This window comes from Mucilaginibacter sp. OK098, from assembly GCF_900142915.1.
Lineage (GTDB): Bacteria > Bacteroidota > Bacteroidia > Sphingobacteriales > Sphingobacteriaceae > Mucilaginibacter.
This window is the reverse complement of sequence record NZ_FRCM01000004.1, coordinates 615,288-638,084: the sequence shown is the minus strand read 5'-3', so window position 1 is coordinate 638,084 and position 22,797 is coordinate 615,288. Positions and strand designations below refer to the sequence as shown.

The 22,797-nt window shown below is 43.6% G+C and carries 18 protein-coding genes; 9 read left to right on the top strand and 9 right to left on the bottom strand.

Annotated elements, in window-relative coordinates:
- Nucleotides 1–73: 73 nt before the first annotated feature.
- Nucleotides 74–1,249, bottom strand: a complete 1,176-nt coding sequence (locus BUE31_RS16350; RefSeq protein ID WP_073404857.1) for a hypothetical protein — start codon at nucleotides 1,247–1,249, stop codon at nucleotides 74–76.
- Nucleotides 1,250–1,953: 704 nt separating this feature from the next.
- On the opposite strand from BUE31_RS16350, the gene BUE31_RS16340 reads away from it, so the two are divergent.
- On the top strand, nucleotides 1,954–5,622 hold the full coding sequence (locus BUE31_RS16340) for an ABC transporter permease (protein WP_083620014.1): 3,669 nt from the start codon (nucleotides 1,954–1,956) through the stop codon (nucleotides 5,620–5,622).
- A gap of 260 nt (nucleotides 5,623–5,882) precedes the next feature.
- On the opposite strand, the gene BUE31_RS16335 is transcribed toward BUE31_RS16340, so the two are convergent.
- From BUE31_RS16335 to BUE31_RS16315, 5 genes are all read right to left on the bottom strand, one after another.
- Nucleotides 5,883–6,308, bottom strand: coding sequence for a hypothetical protein (locus BUE31_RS16335; RefSeq protein WP_073404856.1), 426 nt, complete (start codon nucleotides 6,306–6,308; stop codon nucleotides 5,883–5,885).
- A gap of 44 nt (nucleotides 6,309–6,352) precedes the next feature.
- Entirely contained in the window at nucleotides 6,353–8,743 is a 2,391-nt protein-coding gene (locus BUE31_RS16330) for an ABC transporter permease (RefSeq protein ID WP_073404855.1), read from the bottom strand.
- A gap of 343 nt (nucleotides 8,744–9,086) precedes the next feature.
- A complete protein-coding gene (locus BUE31_RS16325) occupies nucleotides 9,087–10,241 on the bottom strand; it encodes a M56 family metallopeptidase (protein ID WP_073404854.1) in 1,155 nt (384 codons plus the stop codon).
- A gap of 9 nt (nucleotides 10,242–10,250) precedes the next feature.
- Nucleotides 10,251–10,655: a BlaI/MecI/CopY family transcriptional regulator gene (locus BUE31_RS16320; RefSeq protein ID WP_073404853.1), complete on the bottom strand. Its 405-nt coding sequence runs from the start codon at nucleotides 10,653–10,655 to the stop codon at nucleotides 10,251–10,253.
- 379 nt (nucleotides 10,656–11,034) lie between these two features.
- Nucleotides 11,035–11,856, bottom strand: a complete 822-nt coding sequence (locus BUE31_RS16315) for an alpha/beta fold hydrolase (protein ID WP_073404852.1) — start codon at nucleotides 11,854–11,856, stop codon at nucleotides 11,035–11,037.
- A gap of 413 nt (nucleotides 11,857–12,269) precedes the next feature.
- On the opposite strand from BUE31_RS16315, the gene BUE31_RS16310 reads away from it, so the two are divergent.
- A complete protein-coding gene (locus tag BUE31_RS16310) occupies nucleotides 12,270–12,515 on the top strand; it encodes a hypothetical protein (RefSeq protein ID WP_073404851.1) in 246 nt (81 codons plus the stop codon).
- A 5-nt stretch (nucleotides 12,516–12,520) separates the two neighbouring features.
- Here BUE31_RS16310 and BUE31_RS16305 read toward each other — a convergent pair whose 3' ends face one another.
- On the bottom strand, nucleotides 12,521–13,138 hold the full coding sequence (locus BUE31_RS16305; protein ID WP_159440704.1) for an outer membrane beta-barrel protein: 618 nt from the start codon (nucleotides 13,136–13,138) through the stop codon (nucleotides 12,521–12,523).
- A gap of 30 nt (nucleotides 13,139–13,168) precedes the next feature.
- A complete protein-coding gene (locus BUE31_RS16300) occupies nucleotides 13,169–13,774 on the bottom strand; it encodes a sterol desaturase family protein (protein ID WP_159440703.1) in 606 nt (201 codons plus the stop codon).
- A gap of 16 nt (nucleotides 13,775–13,790) precedes the next feature.
- Here BUE31_RS16300 and BUE31_RS31100 point away from each other — a divergent pair, with 16 nt between their 5' ends.
- Nucleotides 13,791–13,928: a hypothetical protein gene (locus BUE31_RS31100; RefSeq protein ID WP_159440702.1), complete on the top strand. Its 138-nt coding sequence runs from the start codon at nucleotides 13,791–13,793 to the stop codon at nucleotides 13,926–13,928.
- Nucleotides 13,929–14,435: 507 nt separating this feature from the next.
- On the opposite strand, the gene BUE31_RS16295 is transcribed toward BUE31_RS31100, so the two are convergent.
- The gene (locus BUE31_RS16295; protein ID WP_073404848.1) at nucleotides 14,436–15,686 is read right to left on the bottom strand and encodes a DUF2130 domain-containing protein; all 1,251 of its coding nucleotides are present in this window, start codon (nucleotides 15,684–15,686) and stop codon (nucleotides 14,436–14,438) included.
- Nucleotides 15,687–15,928: 242 nt separating this feature from the next.
- Between BUE31_RS16295 and BUE31_RS16290 the strand changes: the two genes are divergently transcribed.
- From BUE31_RS16290 to BUE31_RS16265, 6 genes are all read left to right on the top strand, one after another.
- Nucleotides 15,929–16,519, top strand: a complete 591-nt coding sequence (locus BUE31_RS16290) for a DUF6624 domain-containing protein (RefSeq protein WP_143167144.1) — start codon at nucleotides 15,929–15,931, stop codon at nucleotides 16,517–16,519.
- Nucleotides 16,520–16,556: 37 nt separating this feature from the next.
- On the top strand, nucleotides 16,557–17,054 hold the full coding sequence (locus tag BUE31_RS16285) for a DUF6932 family protein (protein WP_143167143.1): 498 nt from the start codon (nucleotides 16,557–16,559) through the stop codon (nucleotides 17,052–17,054).
- Between the two features lie 11 nt (nucleotides 17,055–17,065).
- Complete coding sequence (locus tag BUE31_RS16280; RefSeq protein ID WP_073404845.1) at nucleotides 17,066–17,350, top strand: hypothetical protein; 285 nt, start codon at nucleotides 17,066–17,068, stop codon at nucleotides 17,348–17,350.
- A 210-nt stretch (nucleotides 17,351–17,560) separates the two neighbouring features.
- A complete protein-coding gene (locus BUE31_RS16275) occupies nucleotides 17,561–19,417 on the top strand; it encodes a glycoside hydrolase family 13 protein (protein ID WP_073404990.1) in 1,857 nt (618 codons plus the stop codon).
- A 123-nt stretch (nucleotides 19,418–19,540) separates the two neighbouring features.
- Nucleotides 19,541–20,191, top strand: coding sequence for a beta-phosphoglucomutase (gene pgmB, locus BUE31_RS16270; protein WP_073404844.1), 651 nt, complete (start codon nucleotides 19,541–19,543; stop codon nucleotides 20,189–20,191).
- Nucleotides 20,192–20,418: 227 nt separating this feature from the next.
- Nucleotides 20,419–22,728, top strand: a complete 2,310-nt coding sequence (locus BUE31_RS16265; protein WP_073404843.1) for a glycoside hydrolase family 65 protein — start codon at nucleotides 20,419–20,421, stop codon at nucleotides 22,726–22,728.
- The last annotated feature ends 69 nt before the right edge of the window (nucleotides 22,729–22,797 follow it).

Sequence of the window (22,797 nt, the reverse complement as noted above, 5' to 3'; positions counted from 1 at the left end):
CGTCCGCGGAGGGTACTCAGCAATGTATTAGGCCCACGAGCCCCATGTTAACTACAAACGCCTTCCCACCCCATTACCCCTGTTTCTCCGGTATCTTAAAACCAAGGTAAGTTCCCGCCGTTATCCCCTGCATGGTCAGTAACGTTGCCGAAAAATCAGGCATAGTTAGCGTTGCCCAGGCGGTATAGATAAAAACAAACCCCAATACCATTGTAAAAACAGCCATTTGCAGCCGGTGAAAGCTCACACCGTTTTCGTCGGTAAGTATGTCATTGATAAAATTATCTTTACCGGTCTTCAGGCCATCTATCAGGTTGTTGATGTTTGATGTCAGCTGGCAATCCAGGAAATTATTGTACCCTATCTTTGCCTCTATTCCGGCAGCCGGTAGCGCGGCTTTCAGCAAATCTGTTGCTTGCCTTAGGTCTGCCTGCTGTGCCTGTAAATCCTGCACCTGCTTTATCGTCTTATCGGCCTTGTTATTGTTAATGCTGACAGCACCCAGCCCGGTACCGGCGCCTATGCCAATCAGCACCAGGATTCCGGTGGTTATCAGCTCGTAATTGTCAGTTATCAGCCAGATAAAAATATAGGAAGCCAAAATGATAGAAAACCAAAAAGCCATCTGCACCTTCCCAAGGCTGTAGGGAGAATTGCCGGCCGCTAAGCCCGGAATGCCCAGTGGTGTAAGGTCCGCAGGCGTATCGCGAAGCATGGGTGTCGTCTTAGCATATCTGAACAGCACCCCAAAATAAACGAGCAGTACTACTATGCAGATCCAAAACCAAACATGTTCGATGCGTAAAAACTGGAAAGAACTGATTTTGGTTGCCTGGGAACTTTGCCCGGTGAGGCCTATACTGATACTTAGCGGCAGATTGAAAAACTGGCTGCCAAACTCTGGATAGCCGAGCAGCATATTCCATGTTTTATTATTAGCAGCGGTGCGCTGAAGCAAAAATTTAAGCTCGGCGCCATCTCCCTGCAAATACCAGCCAACCGGAACAGATCCTTCAATCTCAATGCCATTGAGAAAAAGCCTGACTTGTTTTATACCGTTTTGTGCGGTCAGGAGTCCGTTTATGTGCGCAACATCAACAACAATTATATCGCTTATTGCGGCAGATTTTTCTTTTCTGTTACCCTCAAGGTAAGCATCAATCACGGTATCAGGTTTTAACGCAGACGTTTCGGCCATTAGATTTAAACCAAACAACGCCAGGATGGGGATAAGGATCAGTTTTTTCACGACAAGGTTTATTTGAAATAAATTTAGCTAAATTGTTTTTAAAAACAAGCGTTTAAGGATTTTCCGTTCCCGCAGAGCAATGTCATTAAGTTAAACTTCTTAGCCCTCTTTACCGCTTGCGGAAGAGAGGGCAGGTCGAGCGAAGCAATGACCGGATGAGTCAACTCTATGCGCGATATTCACGCCAGTGCTTTAACGCCATGCAAGGCGTACAGTTTACTCACCCGACAACGCTTCGCTGGTCGACCTCTCTTCACCTGCGGTGGAAAGAGGTGAAGAAAATAAAAAAATAAAAAGATTCTTCCGCCCTCTTTACCGCTTGCGGAAGAGAGGTCGACCAGCGAAGCGTTGTCGGGTGAGTCAACTCTATGCGCGATATTCACGCCAGTGCTTTAACGCCATGCAAGGCGTACAGTTGACTCACCCGACAACGCTTCGCTGGTCGACCTCTCTTCACCTGCGGCGGAAAGAGGTGAGGAAAATAAAAAAATAAAAAGATTCTTTAGCCCTCTTTACTGCTTGCGGAAGGAGGGCAGGTCGAAACAGTATCTTAACAGGTTCAGAGCGTCAACAATGTTATATACAATTCAAAACCGAACAGCCTAATGTTCAGTATCGTTACAATAATCAGTGTAAATAAAAGTGCAATTTGCTATATTTCAGCAAAATAACAATTTGGAACAGCGATTGACGTAATAAACTACTTGAATTCATATACATTCCATATCACCCTTTATGACCTGGCCTTCCTGGGAACGATATTTATCGGGCTTGGTTTTGCGCTGCTTTTAGGATTCACTAAAAGGATTAACCGGGCCGCAAACCGCTTTCTTGGCCTGGCGCTGGCAACCATCGTTTTGTGGATGGCCTGGGTATTGTGCATTGACATCCGGCTGGGGACCTACTTTCCCCGCTGGAGCTGGCTGCCACTGCAATTTTCGCTGACACTTGGCCCCCTTATCTATTTTTATGTGCTTAAAATCACCCGGCCTGAATATAAACTCCGTTGGAAGGATCTGCTGCATTTCAGCCCCTTGTTGCTGCAGCAGGGCATTCTGGTATTGGAGATTAAGGAGAGCATCAGGACGGGCGCGGCTACTTATGATACGCTGACTTTTCAGCAGCTAAGCCCGGTATTGCACTTGGCGGCGTTTATTTCGGTCATCACCTACTTGTATTGGTCTTTCAAGCTAATAGAACGTTTTTACCAACAGTTGAAATTTAATAATGTGAGCGATCGGTACCGCTACGAATTGCGATGGCTGCATAACCTACTTATAGGTTTCGGCTTGTTATGGCTATTGTGGGTACCCTTCGTAGCTGTATCTTATTTTTATTACCACAACCAGTTAGGCATCCATGCTTATTATCCTTTGTACCTGCTTTTAGCGATAATGATGATTTGGATAGCGGCCTCGGCCTTTTTAAAACAGGAAGTTAGCATGTCGCCTATTCTGCCTTCGTTTTTAAAGCTATCACCGCCGGCTGAGTTGAAGCAAAAAGGTATTTGGCTGAAGAAAATTGTCAAAACCAACCTGTATTACCAGAATCCGGAGCTCTGCTTAAGCGCACTGGCTGAAAAGCTTGAGCTTGGTCCCCATGAATTATCCCGGATCATCAATACGGTGCTTAAAAAAAGTTTTAATGATTTTATCAATGAGTTTCGCGTTGCGGATATAGTCCGCAAAATGCAGGACCCGGCTTATGATCATATCACCCTTTTGGGCATTGCATTTGAATCGGGATTCAATTCCAAAACCACGTATAACCGCACATTTAAACAAATCACCGGGAAAAGCCCTGCGGAGTATAAAAACGACCTGAAAAAAGAGCGACCATCTTATAACATGGGGCGCTATCCCCGGTTTGCAGCGGTAATTTCGAATCACGAAGCCACTTCTAAATGGTCTTCCGGAAATTTAACCCGCAACTATATGTTTAGAAATTATTTCAAGATCGCTGTACGACAACTCCGCAGACAAAAAATGTACGCGGCCATTAAGATAGGGGGCTTTGCTTTCAGCATCGCGGCCTGTTTGTTAATTGCCTTATATATTCATAATGAGTTGAGTTACGATAGGTCGTACCCCAACGCAAACCGCATTTTCCGCGTGGTGATGGTATATACCGATAACGGCACCGTTGGCAAAGGCCCGGAATGGCCGGCGCCGCTGGCTAAAACGCTGAAAAAAGATTTCCCGCAAGTTGAATTTGCCGGCCGCCTGATGCCCAATACCCTGATGGGCGCCGGTACAGCCGAATTGCGCCGCGCCGACCAGGTACAGAACACCTACGAGGAAGGCATCACCTTTGCCGATCAAAGTATGCTGGACATACTAAAATTACCGATGGTTTATGGCGATCGTGCCCAGGCGCTGGCTAGTCCACACACGGTGGTGATGTCGAGAAGGAAGGCCGACAAATACTTCCCCGGGCAAAACCCGGTGGGTAAGTTGATGTACTTTAATAACGATAATAGCCAAGCTTACACTGTTGGCGGAGTGATGGAAAACTTTCCAGCCACCTCGCACCTGCAATATGATTTTATGGTAACCCTAACAGGAAAGGAGTTTTGGCAGGGCGAGCAAAATAACTGGGGTAATTTTAATTATCCCACCTATGTGCTGCTTAAACAGGGCATAGATGCAAAAGCTTTTGAGCAGAAAATTACGGCCGAAATTGTTAAAAAGTATTTCCTGCCGAACATCATAAAAGGCGGCGCAAAAAATCCCGCACAGGAAGCCGCTAAGATTCATATAACGCTGCAACCGGTTACTGATATCAATCTGTACTCATACGATATAAGGGATGGCCTTCAGCATGGCGACATCCGCTTTACCTGGCTGTTTGGCGGCGTTGCGGCGTTTATCCTCATCATTGCCTGCATCAATTTTGTTAACCTCGCCACTGCAAAATCAGCTAACCGGGCCAAAGAGGTTGGTTTGCGTAAAGTAGTTGGATCCAATCGCAACGGACTGATCAAACAGTTTTTAACCGAGTCGTTGCTGTATAGTTTCCTTTCTTTCATCATCGGTTTATTGCTGGCCTGGCTGTTGCTGCCTTATTTTAACTCGCTTGCTTCCAAATCGCTAACCATGCCATGGGGCGAGTGGTGGTTATTGCCGGTTGTGCTGGTTTCGGCTGCTGTTGTCGGCATCGTCGCTGGTTTATATCCAGCCTTTTACCTGTCTGGCTTTAAACCCGTGCAGGTTTTAAAGGGTACGCTCAGCACCGGCAGTAAAGGTTCGTTATTGCGCAACAGCCTGGTGGTGTTCCAGTTTACCGCATCCATTATGCTTATCATCGGCACTATGGTTATTTATAACCAGATGCATTACATCCTTAACCAAAAGGTTGGGTTTGATAAGGACCAGGTGGTAATTGTACAGGGCGCTAATACGCTGGGCTATAAAAACGTACGTAGCTTTAAAACCGAACTGCAAAAACTGGCTTCGGTAAAAAGCGCCTCAATCAGCGACTACCTGCCAATTGAAGCCGGCAGCAAACGCAACGGCGATGGTTTTACTATCGCGGGAAGAGAAAAACTCGACGCACACGTGCAGGGCCAATTGTGGCAGATAGACGATACCTACCTTAAAACATTGGGGATGAAACTGGTTGAGGGTCGTAATTTCTCGTACGATATGTCTGACGATACCGCGCGCAAAAACGTCATTATCAACCAAACGATGGCAAAAAGGCTCAACCTTAAACATCCCATTGGCGCACGCATTTCTGACGGCAATGCAGGTACTGTAATAGGCGTGGTGGCGGATTTTAATTTTGATTCCATGCATCGCGAAATTGACCCTTTGGTATTGTATTTCGGCCTAAGCCCATCACTGGTTAGCATAAAAGTTAAGGGCGGAGACATGAAAAATGCCCTGCAATCCATTGCCGCCACCTGGAAACAGTTTGCGCCTAATCAGCCTATCCGCTACACTTTTATGGACGAAAGCTTCGCCAATATGTATGCCGATGTGCAGCGCATGGGCCATATTTTCACAACGTTTGCCATACTGGCTATTATCATCGCCTGTTTGGGCCTGTTTGCCCTTTCGGCCTTTATGGCCGAGCAGCGCAGCAAGGAGATCGGGATCCGCAAAGTGCTGGGCGCAAGTGTAAGGGGCATTACCAGGTTGCTTTCTATTGATTTTTTAAAACTGGTAGCCCTGGCCATCCTCATCGCCTCGCCGATAGCCTGGTGGGCCATGAACAAATGGCTGCAGGGATTTGTTTACCACACGCCGGTACAGTGGTGGATTTTTGCTGCGGCAGGCCTTGCTGCAATATTGATCGCACTGATCACAGTAAGTTTTCAATCCATAAAAGCAGCGTTGATGAACCCGGTGAAGAGTCTCAAAGCTGAGTGATCTGAGACTAGTTTCTGTCCCCGCATGGTGTAATTGGGTGTCACCCTGAGCCTGTCGAAGGGCGACGTGCGCAGTGGCCTATCCGTGTGCTAAGCATGGTGCTTAGGCCTTTGCCCACGTCGTGGTTCGACAAGCTCACCATGACATCCCACCCTTGTCATTCCCCCTTTTGATTCCTCAGGAATTTAAATAGGATAATACCCATTTTCCCGTCCCTGCAAAGCCCTATTGGAGGAGGTTAGCAGGGACAGGAAAAGGCATTACCTCATCTTCTTACTCTTCTCCTCCCTCAAATACCCTTCAAATTGCGCAGGCGATAAAATACCCTTTAATACCTGGTTAAATTCTGCATGGTTAGCAGCCAGTGCCTCTTTCATTTCTTTTTCAGATTTTGTAGAAACCCTTATTTCATCAACAGATTTGACGTTGCCCAAATAAGCGTTGAATACCTTTTTTGTTGTGGCATCGTCAAGGCTGAGTTTTTTCTGCAGGTTTTCTGTAAAGTTTTTTGAACGCGTCAGCACGTCTTTTGGCATTTGCCATTCATTGCCTGTTTTAACGGGTAGGGCAGCCTTAGCTTCGGCTTCTTTTGCTTCAGCTTCTTTAGCTTGAGCTTCTGTTTGCGCCATGGCGCGCATGCCGGTTAATCCCAGGATCAACAGGCCTAATACGATTCCTTTTTTCATGATTTTTACGATTTGTTTTTAAATTGATTTATTGAACTTGTTAATTATTCGTTGTGAAGAGAGTTTACAGGATTAGCCAGCGCCGCTTTTATGGCCTGGTAGCTAACCGTTAGCACGGCCACCAGCAAGGCAATAAGCCCTGCTATAAAAAAACGCCACCACGACAGATCAACCCGGTAAGCAAAACCCTGCAGCCAGTGGTGCATCACCAGCCAGCCCAGGGGGATGGCGATCAAAAAAGCGATCATTACCAGGCGGGCAAAATCTTTGATCAGCATAGCAACCAGTTCAGCTACCGATGCACCTAAAACCTTACGCACACCGATCTCTTTTTCTCTTTTTTTGGCAGACAGCATAGCCAGTCCGAACAAACCTATCCCCGAAATAAAAATGGTGATAACCGCCCCTAAGGTGATGATCTGCTTCCACCTGTTTTCCGCCTCATAGCTGTTGCGGTTGGCTTCATCCTTAAATTCATACTGAAAAGGATGATCGGGGTTAAGGCGGTGATAAGCTTTTTCGAGGGCCAGCAGCGTAGCAGCAGTATGCCCGTTGCTGATGCGAATGATCATCTCCCCAAGCGGTAACGATGGTTCTCCTGTGAAAACCATTGGCTGGATCTTTTCTTTAAGCGATTCGTTATGATAGTCCTTAACCACGCCAACAATGGTTATCCTGCGACTACCCCATCCCGGCAGGTTCATATAGTCAATGGTTTTCCCTACCGGATCAGTCAGGCCGGTAACATTAACCAGCGTTTGGTTAACCAGCACCGAGGCAACAGAATCACCAGGGAAAGCACCCGAAAAATTGCGCCCGGCTATTATTTTTACGCCAAGAGCAGGCAGGTAATTTTCATCAATATGCTCATAGGTAGCCGTAAACTCTTTTTTGCCAACTTGGGTCTTGCCGCCAAAATGACCAATGTTTTTATAGGCAACGCTTACCACACCGGGCACTTTTGAAAGCTCGGACCGGTAAACATCCATCACCGTTTTGCTCCTTATTCCCTGGCTAACTGTAAAGCCCAGAAGGTTTTTATCAGGATAGCCCACATCGGTTTGGGTAAGCAAATTAAACTGGGCATAAATAAAAAGCGTTGAGATGATAAGAAAAGTAGCCAGCGCAAACTGCACCACCACCAGGCTTTTCGCCAAAAAATTCCTCCCGCCAATCCCCGCCTTGCCCGAAAGTGCCGCTATCGGATTAAACCCCGAGAGCACCAATGCCGGGTAAAAACCGGCGGCAAAGCCTGTGAGCAAAAACAGCAGAAAAAAACCTGTCACCAGCTTCCAGTCCAGCAAATAAAATAAGCTTATTTTTTTATTGGCCAGCTCATTAAAAACCGGCAATGCCAACCCCGCAAGCAAAAGCGACAGCATAAAAGCCACAAAACATATCACAATCGACTCGCTTAAAAATTGGAGGGTGAGCTGACTGCGTTTGCTGCCAATTACTTTTCTTATGCCAATCTCCTTGCTTCTTTTAAGCGATTGCGCCACGGTGAGGTTCACAAAGTTTATACAGGCTATCAGCAATATAAAAACAGCCACCCCGCTTAAAATATACGAATAGATGGGGTCGCTGGCGCCGGGTGTACCTTCATATTCCGTATTTAAATGCATCCCGGATATGGGATGCAGGCCCCATTCAAACTTGTTTCCGTAGCCAGCCAGGTTGTTCAGGTCAATCTCTTCTTTGGCGCGGGTGTGGTATACCTGGTCCATTTTGTGGGCGATGTCTTTAAGGTTTGCCTTTGGCGAAAGCAGAAAATAAGTTGGGAAAGACACCCACATCCAGCCATTATCAGGATTGGCCAGCTCATAGTAAGCAAAGGGCAGCAGCACATTAAACCTGATGCTTGAGTTTTGCGGTGCATTTTTGGCCACGCCGCTCACGGTAAAAGGCTCAAACTTTCCATTGATCTCCAGTCGCAGGGTTTTTCCGACCGCTTGTGTAGTGCCGAAATATTTAAGCGCGCCATCCTCGCTCAGCACCATCGAGTGCTGATCATTCAATACCGTTTTAGCATCGCCATAAATTAATGGAAAGGTAAAAACGCTTAAAAAATTCCGGTCAACCCAGGTTACCTGCTCGCTGAAAATGTTGTTATCCAGTTTTATTACCACATCCTTTGGATTAACACGGGTAAACTCCTCAATCTCCGGAACCTGCTGTTTGAAAGCCGGGCCCTGCACCAGCGCGGCAATGGCAAATTTTTTACTGCTGCCATCCTGTTCGGTACGCAGGCAGGTGAGTTGGTAGATGTGGTCCTTTTGGGCATGGAAACCATCAAAGCTGATCTCGTCCCTTATGTACAGCAAAATGATGATGCAGCAGGCCAGGCCGATGCTTAACCCTGCAATGTTGATGACGGAGAAGGCAATGTTTTTCCGGATGTTCCGGATGGCTATTTTTAAATAATTGCTGAACATGGTTTTACTATTTGATTTTGAAAAATTTACCCAAAGGCAACCCAGGGACACCATTTTGGTATGCAAAAATTTGGTTAATAAATTGTTGGTATTTGGAGGGGCAGTACTGGTTAAGAACTAATATTAAGTAAAAAGTCTTTCTTACCCTCCTTCCGCGTCAGCGAAGGGAGGGTGGTCGAGCGAAGCAATGACCGGGTGGGTAAATCTACGCGCGATATTCACGCAAGTGCATTTGCGTCAATGCACGACGTATAGACTCACCCCGCCGACGCTGCGCTGGGCGACCCTCTCTTCGCTACGCGTAATGAGGGTAAGCGCTCTCCTTAACCTAACCCTTATTCCCTTACGGACTATTATCCTGCTGCCCTCTCCGTTTCGAAGCATCAACTTCCGCCTTCTTTTTCAATTCCCTTTCACGGGCAGCTTGTTCCGACCTGTTGAAATCCGGTTTTACCGCACCCTGTGGACTTTTAATTACCGACCTGATACTATTTGCCGGACTCAGCACCACGAAAAGCGAAGTAATCACCAATAACAAAGCAAGCCCCATTACTTCCAGTTTGTTAAGGGTGCTGTTGCGGTTGTTCACCATCCGTTCCAGCCGCTGCACCATGCCGCCGTTTTGCCCGGTAAATGCCAGGGCGGGTTGCAGCGTGGTTACCCGGTGTTCTTCAAACCTAACCAAAGCCTTAATATAGCCAACCTTGTTTTGGGTGTGATAGAGCACCATATCATCACAGCAATTTTCCCGTTCGGCACGAATTAAATGAGAGAGCCAAAGCACCGCCGGGTTAAAAAACAGCAATGTTTCCAGCAGGCTTTGCAGCAAATTTACCAGGTGATCATTTCTGCGGATATGCGCCAGTTCATGCAGCAAAATCGCCTCTACCTCACGCTGCTCCAGCGAATTGATCAGGCCTATCGGCAGCAGGATCACCGGTTTTAAATAGCCGATCACCACCGGTACCTTTGCAATGCCCGATTCAAGAAGGATTAATGCCCGTTTTATGTCCATTGTTTTAGCGAGCCGGGTTAGCTGTGCCTCCCAAAACGCGGTAACCTGGTGAACTTTAACTTTTTTTAGCCGGTTAAGAGTATAAAAGCCAAAGAGCAGTCGCAATGCTTTCAAAACAACAATCGCCAGCCAAAAAACGGAAACGGCTGCGGCATGTTCATTTATATATTTTAAACCGGAGCCGAGATCGGATAGCAAAACCGCCCACAAATTACCATGCTCCAAAGCTTCCGGGATTTGGTTGCCGGTAAGCGGCGGAGCTTGCAGCTCAAAAAATAGGGTGCAAAATAAACATAGAGTAAAAAGCAATAACAAGCCCGTAAGCAGGCGATAGCGCAATGCAGCACCCGATCTTTTAGTTAGCACCATAACAAAACCGGCAAGCAAAGCAAGCAATGTACCCTGCCACAGCGAGTGCACCAGCGTTTGGCAAAGGGCCTGCGAAATATTGCCCGGCAAAAAGTGTTGAAGGCGCTGTTCCATTATCTTAAATTATTGTTGCTCATTTTCAAGCTTGTTAAGCAGGGCTTTCATTTTTTCCAGATCCTCTTTGGTGGTTTTTTTGTTCCCCGCCAGTTGCATCATCAGGCTCCCAGCCGAACCCTGGTAAAGCGTATCCAAAAATTTATCCAGCAGATGCTCCTTTGTTTTCTGCTCATCTTCCACCACATGGTAAATATGTTGCATCCGGCTCTCGTCGCGTTTTAAAATCCCTTTATCAACCATTAGCTGCATCAGCTTCAGGGTGGCCGTATAGTTTAGTTCGCGGATCTTATTCAACTCGCCCATCACAAACCGAACAGGTGAGGGGCCATGCTGCCACAACACCTGCAATATTTCCAGCTCCGATTTGGTGGGCTCTATTTTCTTGTTGTCTTCGGGATTTATCGCTTCCATAATACAAACCTACAAATAATTTTGTAGGTGCAAAATTATTTGTAGGTTAATTGTGGTTTTTAACATAATTTAACAGAGGGAAAGGGAGGGAAGTCGGAAGGGGGAAGTCGAAAGTTCGACGTTAAGGAGGAAAACCGGGCTTTAACATGAGTTCTCTTCCGTCCTCGCAGGATCTCCTGAAAGGGATCCTGCGTCGCCTGCCAGGTATTCATCAGAAATGGATTATTTGAATGGATAGACAAAGGGTTATTACACACCATTGGCACTATGCAACGCAGGGTCCGCGATGCGAGACCCTGCGGGGACCGAAATAAAAAAAGCTGCCAACCCTAAGAGTTGACAGCTTTTTCTTTCCTAAGCAGGATGAAATAACTTTTATTTACGATTTAATAAAAGCCAGCAGATCCTTGTTAATAGTTGCAGCTTCTGTAGCTGGCATTCCGTGGGGGAAACCCGGGTAAGAGATCAATTTTCCGTTTTTCAAAAGCTTTATGGCCTTTGCTCCGCTAATCGGGAACGGAACGATCTGGTCGTCTTCACCATGTAATACCAATACCGGGATCTCCACACTTTTAAGGTCATCTGAAAAATCGGTTTCCGAAAAAGCCTTGATCCCCTCAACATGCGCTTTCACTCCGCCCATCATTCCCTGGCGCCACCAGTTGTCCCTTATCCCCTGCGATATTTTGGCTCCCTCACGGTTATACCCATAAAACGGTATGGTAAAATCCTGGAAATATTGTGCCCGGTTAAATGCTGTACCTTCGCGGATCTCATCAAATATAGCCATAGGAACACCATCCGGGTTGTTTTCTGTTTGTACCATAAGCGGAGTAACCGCGCTAATCAGCACAACTTTGGCTACACGCTCTTTTCCGTATTTAGCAGCATAATGGATCGCTTCACCACCGCCTGTGGAGTGGCCAATATGTACTGCATCTTTCAGGTCAAGAGCCTTGGTTAACTCAGCCACGTCAGCTGCATAGGTATCCATATCATGCCCGCCCGAAGTTTGGCTTGACCTTCCGTGTCCGCGGCGGTCATGGGCAATAACCCTGTATCCCTCTTTAAGGAAAAACATCATCTGCGCGTCCCAGTCATCACCGGATAATGGCCAGCCATGGTGAAACACAAGCGGCTGCCCGGTTCCCCAGTCCTTGTAATAAATTTCTGTTCCGTCTTTTACTGTGATTTTGCTCATTTGTTTTTATTTTGGTAGTTAATAAAATTTGGAGAAGTGCTTCTGCTCGAATAGCGTAATTGTAGATCGCCTCATACGCCATTACAATGGTTTGTGACATAGATGCTTGCCGATAACGCACAGATCAAGGCCAGAACCCAAGCCGGTTTTAAAACCTAAAAATAGGAAATTAAAGCTAATTTATAAAGATGCGCGTTCAAAAATGACTCAAAAATTATCAACGGGTGTCAAACGCTTCAAATCTTCGTGAGACCATCTTTCGTGATGGAATATTTAGCTGCAGGAACGAAAATTAACCTGCCGGAAAGGGGATGTTATGTTAACTTACTGTCTTATTTTACCAATAGTATAACTATTACCATTAAATTTTGTTAACTTAACAACAAATAGTTTTTATTTTAAATTAAATATTAATGGCAGTCAAAAATCCAACTCCGGCATCGGCACTTAAAAAAGAAAATTTCGTGACCAGGTTTGGGGAGATCATAAAAGATAATGAAAAACTGAAGGATAATTATAAGATCCAATTCTTTGACACACTTGTAAAAAGCAATTATGTGATCAATGGGCTTAATGGGAAATCTATAAACGTTTTGGAGTCATTATCATTCGAGGAACGAGAAGAATATAAAGTTTTAAAAAGTAACTGGCAGGATTGATCTTTTCAAAAAAGTGTAGTAGTAAAACCAACGCTCATCGTTAAATTCCCATTTGATGATGAACCATGATGACTGGTAAGATTTGGATAAAACGCGGGCTCAGCTACCAATGCAAAATGCTTTGCGAGGTAATATTCAAACCCACCGGCCAATTTGAATGCTAATTGTGTTTTACTTACCTGGGTAATTACGTAACCCGAAGCATTGCCAGATACCCGATCATAATTGCGTTGCTCCAGTCCTGTTTGTGCCAAAAAATACCAGCCTATCTCTTTAATTCTTTTTCTGTACCCCGGGCCCGCTATAAAATAATTAACGTGCAGGGTGCCGTTTTGTACATTGGTTTGCTGGTAAAGCCCTGCATCGCTTTTATAGTTGCTGCTTACTGCATCATAATTAAAGCGGAAAAACCAGGGGTTATTATCGGGCCGGTATTCTATTCCCGTATTTAACACGAAACCCCGCTTATAATGCTGGTGCTGATCATAAAGGTGCAGGTTAACACCAACCATACCCGGGAAGTAAAACCTTGAGGTAACACCTTCTGTTTGAGCGCTGTCTGTTTGAGAAAAGGCCCTGCTTGTTAATAAAACCAGTAAAATAAATAAGCTGTATTTACGCACACTATTCTGTATAAATTCCCTTAGGATCAACTATTTCCGTTCCAGCTTTTGAAAAGGTATTTTTAAAATATTTACAAAACGCGCATTAACGGCAGGGTCAGGGTGGGTATCAATCCCAAAATGAGTTTCATTTTCGGATAGCTCCTGGTAGGTGCCAAATAAACGATCCCAAATGGATAATACATCGCCATAATTACAATCGGTATAAGGCAACTCGTGATGATGATGCACATGGTGAAGGTTTGGCGTAATGAATACTGCCCCAACTACCATGTGTAATTTATGCGGCAACCGGAATTCGGTATGGGCCAGAATGTTAAAAAAGGTTTGAAACACCTGTCTAATCATCAACACCACAATGCCCGGACCTAACAGAAAAACCCATAACATTAAAAAACAGGTACGGATACAGGTTTCGCCTGGGTGCTCCCTTACAGTTGTTGAAACATCAACCTTCAGATCACTATGGTGTACTAAATGAAATTTCCATAAAACATCTATTTTATGCATAATAACATGATAAACGTACTCGCCCAGGTCAAGCAGCACAAACAAACTGATATAATATACCCACTTATTACTATGGTAAGGTATATAATATATTAGGCCCCAATGGTTAGCATTTGCCCAATTCATAATAAGAATTATAAAAATGGTTAATAACAGTTGGAGTGGTAATGCAGTAAAAATAAATGAAGCATTTAAAAATGTATGGGCCAGCTTTGCTTTAGGTTTTATTGCCCCTATTAAACATTCAGCTAACCATAATGAAGTAATTATTAACGCATAGAAAATTACCTGTGACAGATCTTCATGTTGTAAAATAAAAGCGCGAAAAAACATAGTCAAATTATTTTAGGAGTATTAAATTAGGATTAAAGTTAAAAATTAATTCTGTACTAATCTTGAGCAAGCTACAATAATACATATTTGGTAATTGTTTTTTATTATTGTGGTTATACTAAACATATAAATTAGCCATATATTGTAGGGTGGCGAAGGTAATTAAGCAAAAAACTGAATATAAACGCGATCAGGTCTTTAATTTCGGAATAGGTTATTTCTTACTTATCCTATGTTTTATTACCTCGTTTTTTAAAAGCTCATTTACCTGTTTTAATCCTACATCTGTAGGAATTTCCTCTTTTTATACCTTCTTTCAGCAGGATAATTGACTATTCAATAGCTTTGCTTCTATCAAGCAATATCTGGGTGTTTGCCATTTAAGATCTTCTCCATCCTTTAATCACTATCCCCCTAATCCCTAAAATCACTTAATTCCGGTCAATCCCGGTCCCTAGTCCAGCAACAATGCATCCTCGTCATCTGTTAAACTCAGCTGGATCACATCATTACCGGCAATGCCTTCAATCGATCCCTGGATATGGGCAGCATTGAGCAGTACTTTTTCCAGCTGTTTTTCACGGGCTTTCCATAATTTTTCCATGGCATCGCGCTCTTTCTGAATGCTCATACGCATACTTAAAAATCCCTCGCGGATAGCTTTCCACTGTTCGCTGAATTCGCTGCTGATCAGGTAGTCATACAATAGGTGCATCTTGTCGCCCTTATTATCCTGTGATTTGGCAAGATTGCTGAGCTTAAGAATACCATCGCGTAAAATATAAGCGACTGCCCTTACCTCATCAAAGGAACAGATCCAAACACCATCTTTTTCGCCAAAGCAGTCCATGCCTTTGGGGTAGCACTGGCTTACTATCACGGCAACATCCACCCCGATGCCGCGCATATCTTTTTTAAGTTTCTCAATCCAGTCTGCACCGAAATCTTTGGTACGCTTGCTCTCATAAATAATGCGACCGCATTCCTGGCCAAACTGGTTGCGCACGGTTTGCACGCAGTCGGCGCCGCGCACACCCTTGCCAACCTCACTGATCAGGTCAAATGGGAAATTGACACGTAACAAATCCTCCAGGATCAGTTCCTGCGCTTCGCCCTGGAGCTGCATGGAGCCTTGTTCGGCTTTACGCTTCATTTCTTCGGCCAGTTTTTTCTGGTCGTCAAGTTGTTTTTCAAGCTCTTTTACCTTTAATTGGTAGTCGGTATCCTTAAGGTTAAATTTTTCGGTTTCCTGTTTGCGGATCTGTTCGGTAAGCTCGTTACGCTGTTCTTGCAGTTTGCGCTGTAGTGCAAGTTCAAGCTCAGCTTCTTTGTCCAGCAGGGCTTTTTCCTTTTGTAAAAATTCAAGCTCTTTTTGGCGGCCCAGCTTTAACTTTTCGTCTTTTTCGGTAACACTGTTTTGCAGCATCAGCATTTGATTCTCAAAATCGGTAGCTATTGATTTACGCAGACTTTGCTCAACGGTTAGCTGCAATTGCTTTTTTTCTTCTATAAGGCGCTGCTCATACAACTGAGCCTGCTGTTTTTCACGGGTTATAAAATCACTTTCCTTTTTGCGGTATTCCTCTTCCTTTTGCTGCGTGTACTCCTGCATCTTAACCCGAAGATCCTTTTTATACTCTTCGGCCATCACTTCTTCAATCGGGAACGGGACCCCGCAGTTGGGGCATTTAACTTCTGTAGCCATATTTTAAAATAGAGTTTAAAGATAGGGCGTTTAGCGGCGGATTGGAAATGATTTTTTAGGGAAGTTCATTGTTGATGGTTCATAGTTCATAGCCGGAGGTGTAGTATCCGGTTGATAGTTAAGTAGCTGCGATTTATTCTTTTTACTATCAACTATAAACCATGAACTTCTACGCAAATTATTTTTTTATTTATTTGGGCAAGCTAATTAATAACTATATATTTAGTTTTAAAAAGCATCCTATGAAAGCTATAACCTTAATTTTATTTTACTGCGTGATTTTTATCGCCAAACTATCAGCCCAAACTGCAAAGCACGATACATTGCTGATCCAAAAAATAGATTCCATGTTTAAGGACGACCAGTTTTGGCGCAAGGAATATACTAAGGTGATGAAAAAACAACCATCCCAATACGATCAGGAAACTATAGAGAAAAAATGGGCTGAGGGCGACAGCATAAACGAGGTAAAGGCAAAAGCCATTATCAATAAATATGGTTACCCGGGCTATAGTTTGGCAGGGGAGAAGTCCGACACCTTTTTTTGGATCATTCAGCATTGTGATGATGACATTCCTTTCCAGGAAAAGGTATTAAGGCTCTTAAAAATTGAGATAACAAAAAATAACGCCAGCAAAAGGAATTTCGCTTATTTAACTGATCGTGTTTTGATGAATAAAAAGCAAAAGCAGATCTATGGCACACAAATCTACACAGATCCTAAAACGCATAAGTCAAGTCCATGGAAATTAAAGTACCCAAAGCAGGTTAACGCCTTGCGAAAAAAAATGGGTATAGAGACGGAAGAGGCGTATTTGAAGACTTTTCAATAAATCAGATCATTCTGAAGCTTTTTATTAGATATTTTGAATGAGTATCTTTACCCCAATGTTTGAATTTAATACCGCTGGCGTACTCGTACCTTCAAAAATCATTAACGCTACTCTTCAGGAATTTGAAGGATATTTTTCTGTTGATAGTCCGGAAGATATTCGAAGGACACTTTTTAATCAGTACTTAAGTTATAAGGATGAATTAAAGGAACTTTGTGGAAAAACTGAACTAAAGCAATGGATTGATGGCTCATTTGTTACAAAAAAACCAAAACCTTCTGATATTGATCTGGTAACTTTTGTTGATTTTGAGACAGCAAAGCTTAAAGAAAGGGAGTTAAAGGAATTTATCTATCCTGCAAGTTTAGCGAATTATGGACTCGATGGTTATATAATTGTAATTTATCCCGAAGATCATAAATTACATTTTATCTACCAGGCGGACTATGCTTACTGGGTAAATCAATTTGATAAAACCAAACCGGATAAAAGGTACAAAAGCATTCCGAAAGGATTTCTTGAAATTATTGTTTAAATTTGTTAATCATGAAGCGAAACCATCATTTAAAAGAGCTTATCGAAAACATCAAGAAAACTGATGAAATGATATCGTTACATAGAACTAATAATACGTTATCTATAATGGTTGATCAGTATGAGGCATTGAAAGCTAAACAGATCTCTGAACTGATTGATGGTCTTTCTATACCCCCTTACCAGTCAATAGAAAGTATTTCTGTAATAAAGCATATCCTAAATAAATTCTATCCTAATATACCCGAGGGCTTAGTTAAACAAAAAGAGTTAAAAGAATTAAAAGATACGATTTAATGGTAGTGATACGGGCATAAGGCATAGTTCTGTACAAACGCATTGTTATACCCCAAGATCCCATTTAATTAATAGTAAAATCCTCCCCCAATTCCTCCCCCAAACAAAATTTCACTTTTTCATATAACCAATCATTTTTATTTTAAATTTGAAACGCGGTTGATTGAAAAAACTATCAAATCGCCCAATGATAATCCGGTTAAACCTGATATGAAAAAATTACTGTTTTTTACAACCTGCTGCCTGGCTCTGGCATTGGGCTCATCGGCGCAAATTCCTGCGCTTGAACGCGTAGAACCCATGTTTTGGTGGGTTGGTATGCATAATCCTAACCTGCAATTGATAGTGCATGGCAACAATATTGCAGCCCGAAAAGTAGAGCTGAACTACCCCGGTGTAAAGCTGGTTGCGGTGCATAAGGTCGAAAATCCTAATTACTTATTCCTCGATCTGCGCATTTTTTCAGGCACCACACCGGGAACGTTCCCGATAAAATTTATTAAAGCCGGTGAAAAGCCCTTAATTTATAGTTATGCGCTCAAAGCCCGCGACCATTCTCCTGACCGTGTGCAGGGGGTAACCAGTAAAGATTTGATCTACCTGATCATGCCAGACCGTTTCTCAAATGGCGATAAAACAAATGACTCATTTTCAAACATGCGTGAGCAGGGAATTCAGCGCGATTCTATGTTCGGCCGTCACGGTGGTGATTTGCAGGGTATTATGAACCACCTGGATTATCTGAAAGACCTGGGCATTACCGCCATCTGGTTAACCCCGGCAGTTGAAAATGATGAGCCCAAGGCATCCTATCATGGTTACGCCGTAACTGATCATTATAAAATTGATGCGCGTTATGGTACCAATGAGCTGTATAAAAAGTTTGTTGAAAAATGCCATAGTATGGGCATGAAGATGGTGATGGACCTTGTTCACAACCATGCCGGCACCGAAGGCTATACCATACAGGATATGCCGATGAAAAGCTGGGTACACCAATGGCCAAAATATACCCGGTCGAACTTTAAATACGAAGCAGTAATGGATCCGCATGCTTCGGTAGCAGACCGCAAGCAGATGCTTGATGGCTGGTTTGACCATAGAATGGCCGATATGAACCAAAATAACCCTTACCTGCAGAATTTTCTAACCCAAAATCATATCTGGTGGATTGAATATGCAGGTGTTGACGGGTTAAGGCTGGATACTTATCCTTATAACGACCCTGCTTATATGGCCAAATGGGCCGTGGATGTTAAAGCCGAGTTTCCACGTATGACTATTTTTGGCGAAGTGCTTACACCACTGCCTTTTACACAGGCTTACTTTACCCAGGGCAATACAGTGAACCGGGGATTTGATACCCATTTACCCGCTGTAACAGATGCTGCTGTAAAAGAAGCGATTTATGAGGCGCTGAACGGTAATGATGGCTGGGATAGCGGGGTTACCCACCTGTATGATATACTGGCGCAGGACTTTTTATACCAGGATGTTACCCGCAACACCATATTTTTAGATAACCATGATATGAGCCGCGTTCTGTCAGTTGTTGGGGAGGATCTTAATAAATATAAATCGGCCATGGCTATGCTGATGACCCTGCGCGGTGTGCCGCAAATGTATTATGGAGATGAGATCCTGATGAAAAACCTGAGTAATCCCGATGGTTTGGTGCGTGAAGATTTCCCGGGTGGTTGGGATGGCGATAAAAAGAATAAATTTACTGCCGGTGGCCGTGATGATAAAGAAAACGATGCATTTAACTATGTGCGCAAGCTGGCTAATTATCGCAAAAACACAGCTACCTTGCAAACCGGTAAAATGATGCAGTACCTTCCGCAGAATGGTATCTATGTGTACTTTAGGTACGATGATAAAAAAACGGTGATGGTGGTATACAATAGTGCTGATACAGCGCAAACTACTACAACCGACCGTTATTATGAAAGGATAAAAGGCATTAAAAATGCAAAGAATATAATTACAGGTGAAAACCAGGACCTTTCGAAATTAACTATCGGCGCAAAATCTACATTGGTTTTGGAGTTTACTGATAGTAAGTAATTTAGGATTTGATAATTGAAGGATGATTTTTGAATAATTAATTAGGGAATTCATAAAAATGATTGCTGTACGGTAATCCGTAATTAACTAAGCCCTAATTAATTAAATTTGCTAACAAATAAAATGAGTAGTATTAAAGCCTGTATTTTTGATTTAGATGGCGTTATTGTTGACACAGCTGTTTATCACTTTAAAGCCTGGAAACGTTTAGCCGACGAACTGGGGATTAATTTTACAGAACATGACAATGAAAGGCTGAAAGGTGTAAGCCGTGTACGCTCCCTTGAGATAATATTAGAACTGGGCGGTGTTACAAAAACCGAAGCGGAGCAGCAGGAATTAGCTACCCGTAAAAATACCTGGTATGTTGAAATGATAAACCGGATGACGCCGGCCGAAATATTGCCCGGTGCAAAGGAGTTTTTAGAAACCTGCAGAGCTGCCGGCATAAAAACGGCATTAGGCTCGGCAAGTAAAAATTCAGGCACCATATTAGATAAAATAAATATGGCCCACCTGTTTGGTGCCATTGTTGATGGCAACCATGTAAGTAAAGCTAAACCTGATCCTGAAGTATTTTTAAAAGGCGCCGAAGCTCTTGGTGTTATCCCTGCTGAATGCGTGGTTTTTGAGGATGCCATTGCAGGAGTTGAAGCAGCCATAAACGGCGGCATGAAGGTAGTGGGCATAGGTTCACCGGATGTACTTAATAAAGCTGACCTGGTAGTGAGCGGGTTGGATAAAATGAGTTTGGAGAAGTTGAATGCGCTTTAACCGCTATGTCATTGCGAGGAACGAAGCAACCGCATACTATACTGAGCGAATATAAAAGTGTAGAACTTGCATTGGCGGTTATGCATGGCGTGCGGGTGTCGCGATAGCAATCACAAAATAGCTCACAAAGCGCGAAGCTAAAGTCTCTCCGCTAACCAGCGGAGGAGATTTAGAGGGGCTTGAAGGATAATTTTAAAAGGAACTGAAATACACAATTACAATAAAGAATGAAGGACTACATTGAAGTTGATGAGTGGAAGATTATAGAACAAGGCTTTAACCCGCATCATAATAAAGTATCCGAAAGTATTTTTAGCCTGGGAAATGGCCGGATGGGTCAGCGGGCTAACTTTGAGGAAGCATACAGCGGCGAAACACTGCAGGGTAATTACGTGGCTGGTGTTTACTATCCGGATAAAACCCGCGTGGGCTGGTGGAAAAACGGCTATCCTGAATATTTCGCCAAAGTACTTAACGCCGCCAACTGGGTGGGTATTGATATTAACATTGACGGCGAGCAGCTTGACCTTGCCAAATGCGAAGTGTTGCAGTTTAAGCGGGAGCTTAACATGCAGGAAGGGTACCTGAAAAGAAATTTCACCGCAAAAACCGCTACCGGAAAAATTATTAAGGTTGAAGCTCTGCGCTTTTGCAGCATGGCTGATGATGAAGCGGGAGCTATTAAATATACCATTACACCGGTAAACTTTACCGGCTGGCTAACCATCACCCCCTTTATTGATGGCGATGTAGTTAATAAAGACTCCAACTACGATGAGAAATTTTGGGATGAAATAAAAAAGGAGAGCTGGAACGATGGCGGTTTCCTGCAAATGCGTACCAAAAAAACGGGCTTTGAAGTAGCAACCGGCATGCTGGTGAGCGCACTACAAAACAATGAACCCGTAAAGCTTCACACACAAGCCGTAACCAAAGAAAAATACATAGCTGCAAAATTTAAATTGCAGGCAGCCGAAGGGCAAAGCACCACTATTATAAAATATGCCGCTAACCTGTCATCGCAGAACTATGCAGCTGCAGACCTGGCGGCTAATTTGAAAGAGACCCTAACGCGCATCAGCAAAAAGGGTTTTGATGTTATATTGCAGGAACAGGCAGATGCATGGGCCGAAAAGTGGAAAATGAATGATATTATTATTGAAGGCGATGCCTCGGCACAGCAGGCTATTCGCTTTAATATTTTCCAGCTTAATCAAACTTATACAGGTGAAGACGATCGCTTAAACATTGGTCCCAAAGGTTTTACCGGCGAAAAATACGGCGGCTCAACTTATTGGGATACCGAAGCTTATTGTGTGCCTTTTTATCTATCGACTGCCGATCAAAAAGTTACCCGGAATCTGCTGCTATACAGGTACAAGCAACTGGGCAAAGCTATTGACAATGCAAAGCTGCTTGGCTTTAACAATGGCGCTGCCCTATATCCAATGGTAACTATGGATGGTACCGAATGCCATAACGAGTGGGAGATCACTTTTGAAGAGATCCACCGGAATGGCGCTATTGCTTATGCCATATTTAATTATGTGCGTTACACTGCCGATGAAGCTTACCTGGCCGATTATGGTTTGGAAGTACTGATAGCTATTGCGCGTTTTTGGTCGCAAAGGGTTAACTGGTCTGATGATAAGCAGCAGTATGTAATGCTGGGTGTAACCGGGCCAAATGAGTACGAGAACAATGTAAACAACAACTGGTACACCAGCACGCTGGCTACCTGGTGCATGAAATATACCATAGAGGTTGTTGAAAAAGTAAAGGCATCCGAACCTGCAAAATATACCGCACTGGTAAATAAGATCAGCTTTAAAGAGGAGGAAGAAACTGCCCGTTTTACTGACATCATTTCAAAAATGTACTATCCGTATGATGAAAAGCAGCAGGTGTTTTTACAGCAGGACGGTTATTTGGATAAAGAACAAATATTGGTTAAAGACCTGCCTGCAGTTGATCGCCCCATCAATCAAAAATGGAGCTGGGACAGGATCCTGCGCTCATGCTATATAAAACAGGCGGATGTTTTACAGGGGATCTACTTTTTTGAAGATCAGTACGATATAGAAACCATCCGCCGCAATTTTGATTTTTACGAGCCGCGTACAGTACACGAGTCGTCATTGTCTCCATGTGTGCATGCAATTTTAGCTGCAAAATTGGGTGATGAGGCCCGTGCGTATGAGTTTTACCTACGCACTGCCCGTTTGGACCTTGACGATTATAACAATGATACCGAAGATGGCTGTCATATTACTTCGATGGCAGGTACATGGATGTCGGTAATTGAAGGTTTTGGCGGGATGCGTGTAATTAATGGCAAGCTGTCGTTCCAGCCGTTTCTTCCGGGTAAATGGCGGTCCTTTTCCTTCCATATCGGTTTCCGCGGTGCTGTGCTTAATATAAAAGTAAGTAAGGAAGGCGTGCAGATAAAAAACCTGTCGGGCACTGAAACCACTGTTTTGGTTTATGATAAAGAACAGGTGGTAAAGGCAAATGACGAGTTATTGGTTGAGGCATAAATAATAAAGCGCATGCTGAATGATAAGATTGGAAAATTTGTATGTTTAACGTTGGTAGCATTAATACCA

What these genes read in the sequence shown, in the direction of transcription:
- BUE31_RS16335 (WP_073404856.1), bottom strand. Translation starts at nt 6,308, where the DNA reads ATGAAAAAAGGAATCGTATTAGGCCTGTTGATCCTGGGATTAACCGGC.
- BUE31_RS16330 (WP_073404855.1), bottom strand. Translation starts at nt 8,743, where the DNA reads ATGTTCAGCAATTATTTAAAAATAGCCATCCGGAACATCCGGAAAAAC.
- BUE31_RS16325 (WP_073404854.1), bottom strand. Translation starts at nt 10,241, where the DNA reads ATGGAACAGCGCCTTCAACACTTTTTGCCGGGCAATATTTCGCAGGCC.
- BUE31_RS16320 (WP_073404853.1), bottom strand. Translation starts at nt 10,655, where the DNA reads ATGGAAGCGATAAATCCCGAAGACAACAAGAAAATAGAGCCCACCAAA.
- BUE31_RS16315 (WP_073404852.1), bottom strand. Translation starts at nt 11,856, where the DNA reads ATGAGCAAAATCACAGTAAAAGACGGAACAGAAATTTATTACAAGGAC.
- BUE31_RS16310 (WP_073404851.1), top strand. Translation starts at nt 12,270, where the DNA reads ATGGCAGTCAAAAATCCAACTCCGGCATCGGCACTTAAAAAAGAAAAT.
- BUE31_RS16300 (WP_159440703.1), bottom strand. Translation starts at nt 13,774, where the DNA reads ATGAATTGGGCAAATGCTAACCATTGGGGCCTAATATATTATATACCT.
- BUE31_RS31100 (WP_159440702.1), top strand. Translation starts at nt 13,791, where the DNA reads ATGGTTAATAACAGTTGGAGTGGTAATGCAGTAAAAATAAATGAAGCA.
- BUE31_RS16295 (WP_073404848.1), bottom strand. Translation starts at nt 15,686, where the DNA reads ATGGCTACAGAAGTTAAATGCCCCAACTGCGGGGTCCCGTTCCCGATT.
- BUE31_RS16290 (WP_143167144.1), top strand. Translation starts at nt 15,929, where the DNA reads ATGAAAGCTATAACCTTAATTTTATTTTACTGCGTGATTTTTATCGCC.
- BUE31_RS16285 (WP_143167143.1), top strand. Translation starts at nt 16,557, where the DNA reads ATGAGTATCTTTACCCCAATGTTTGAATTTAATACCGCTGGCGTACTC.
- BUE31_RS16280 (WP_073404845.1), top strand. Translation starts at nt 17,066, where the DNA reads ATGAAGCGAAACCATCATTTAAAAGAGCTTATCGAAAACATCAAGAAA.
- BUE31_RS16275 (WP_073404990.1), top strand. Translation starts at nt 17,561, where the DNA reads ATGAAAAAATTACTGTTTTTTACAACCTGCTGCCTGGCTCTGGCATTG.
- pgmB (WP_073404844.1), top strand. Translation starts at nt 19,541, where the DNA reads ATGAGTAGTATTAAAGCCTGTATTTTTGATTTAGATGGCGTTATTGTT.
- BUE31_RS16265 (WP_073404843.1), top strand. Translation starts at nt 20,419, where the DNA reads ATGAAGGACTACATTGAAGTTGATGAGTGGAAGATTATAGAACAAGGC.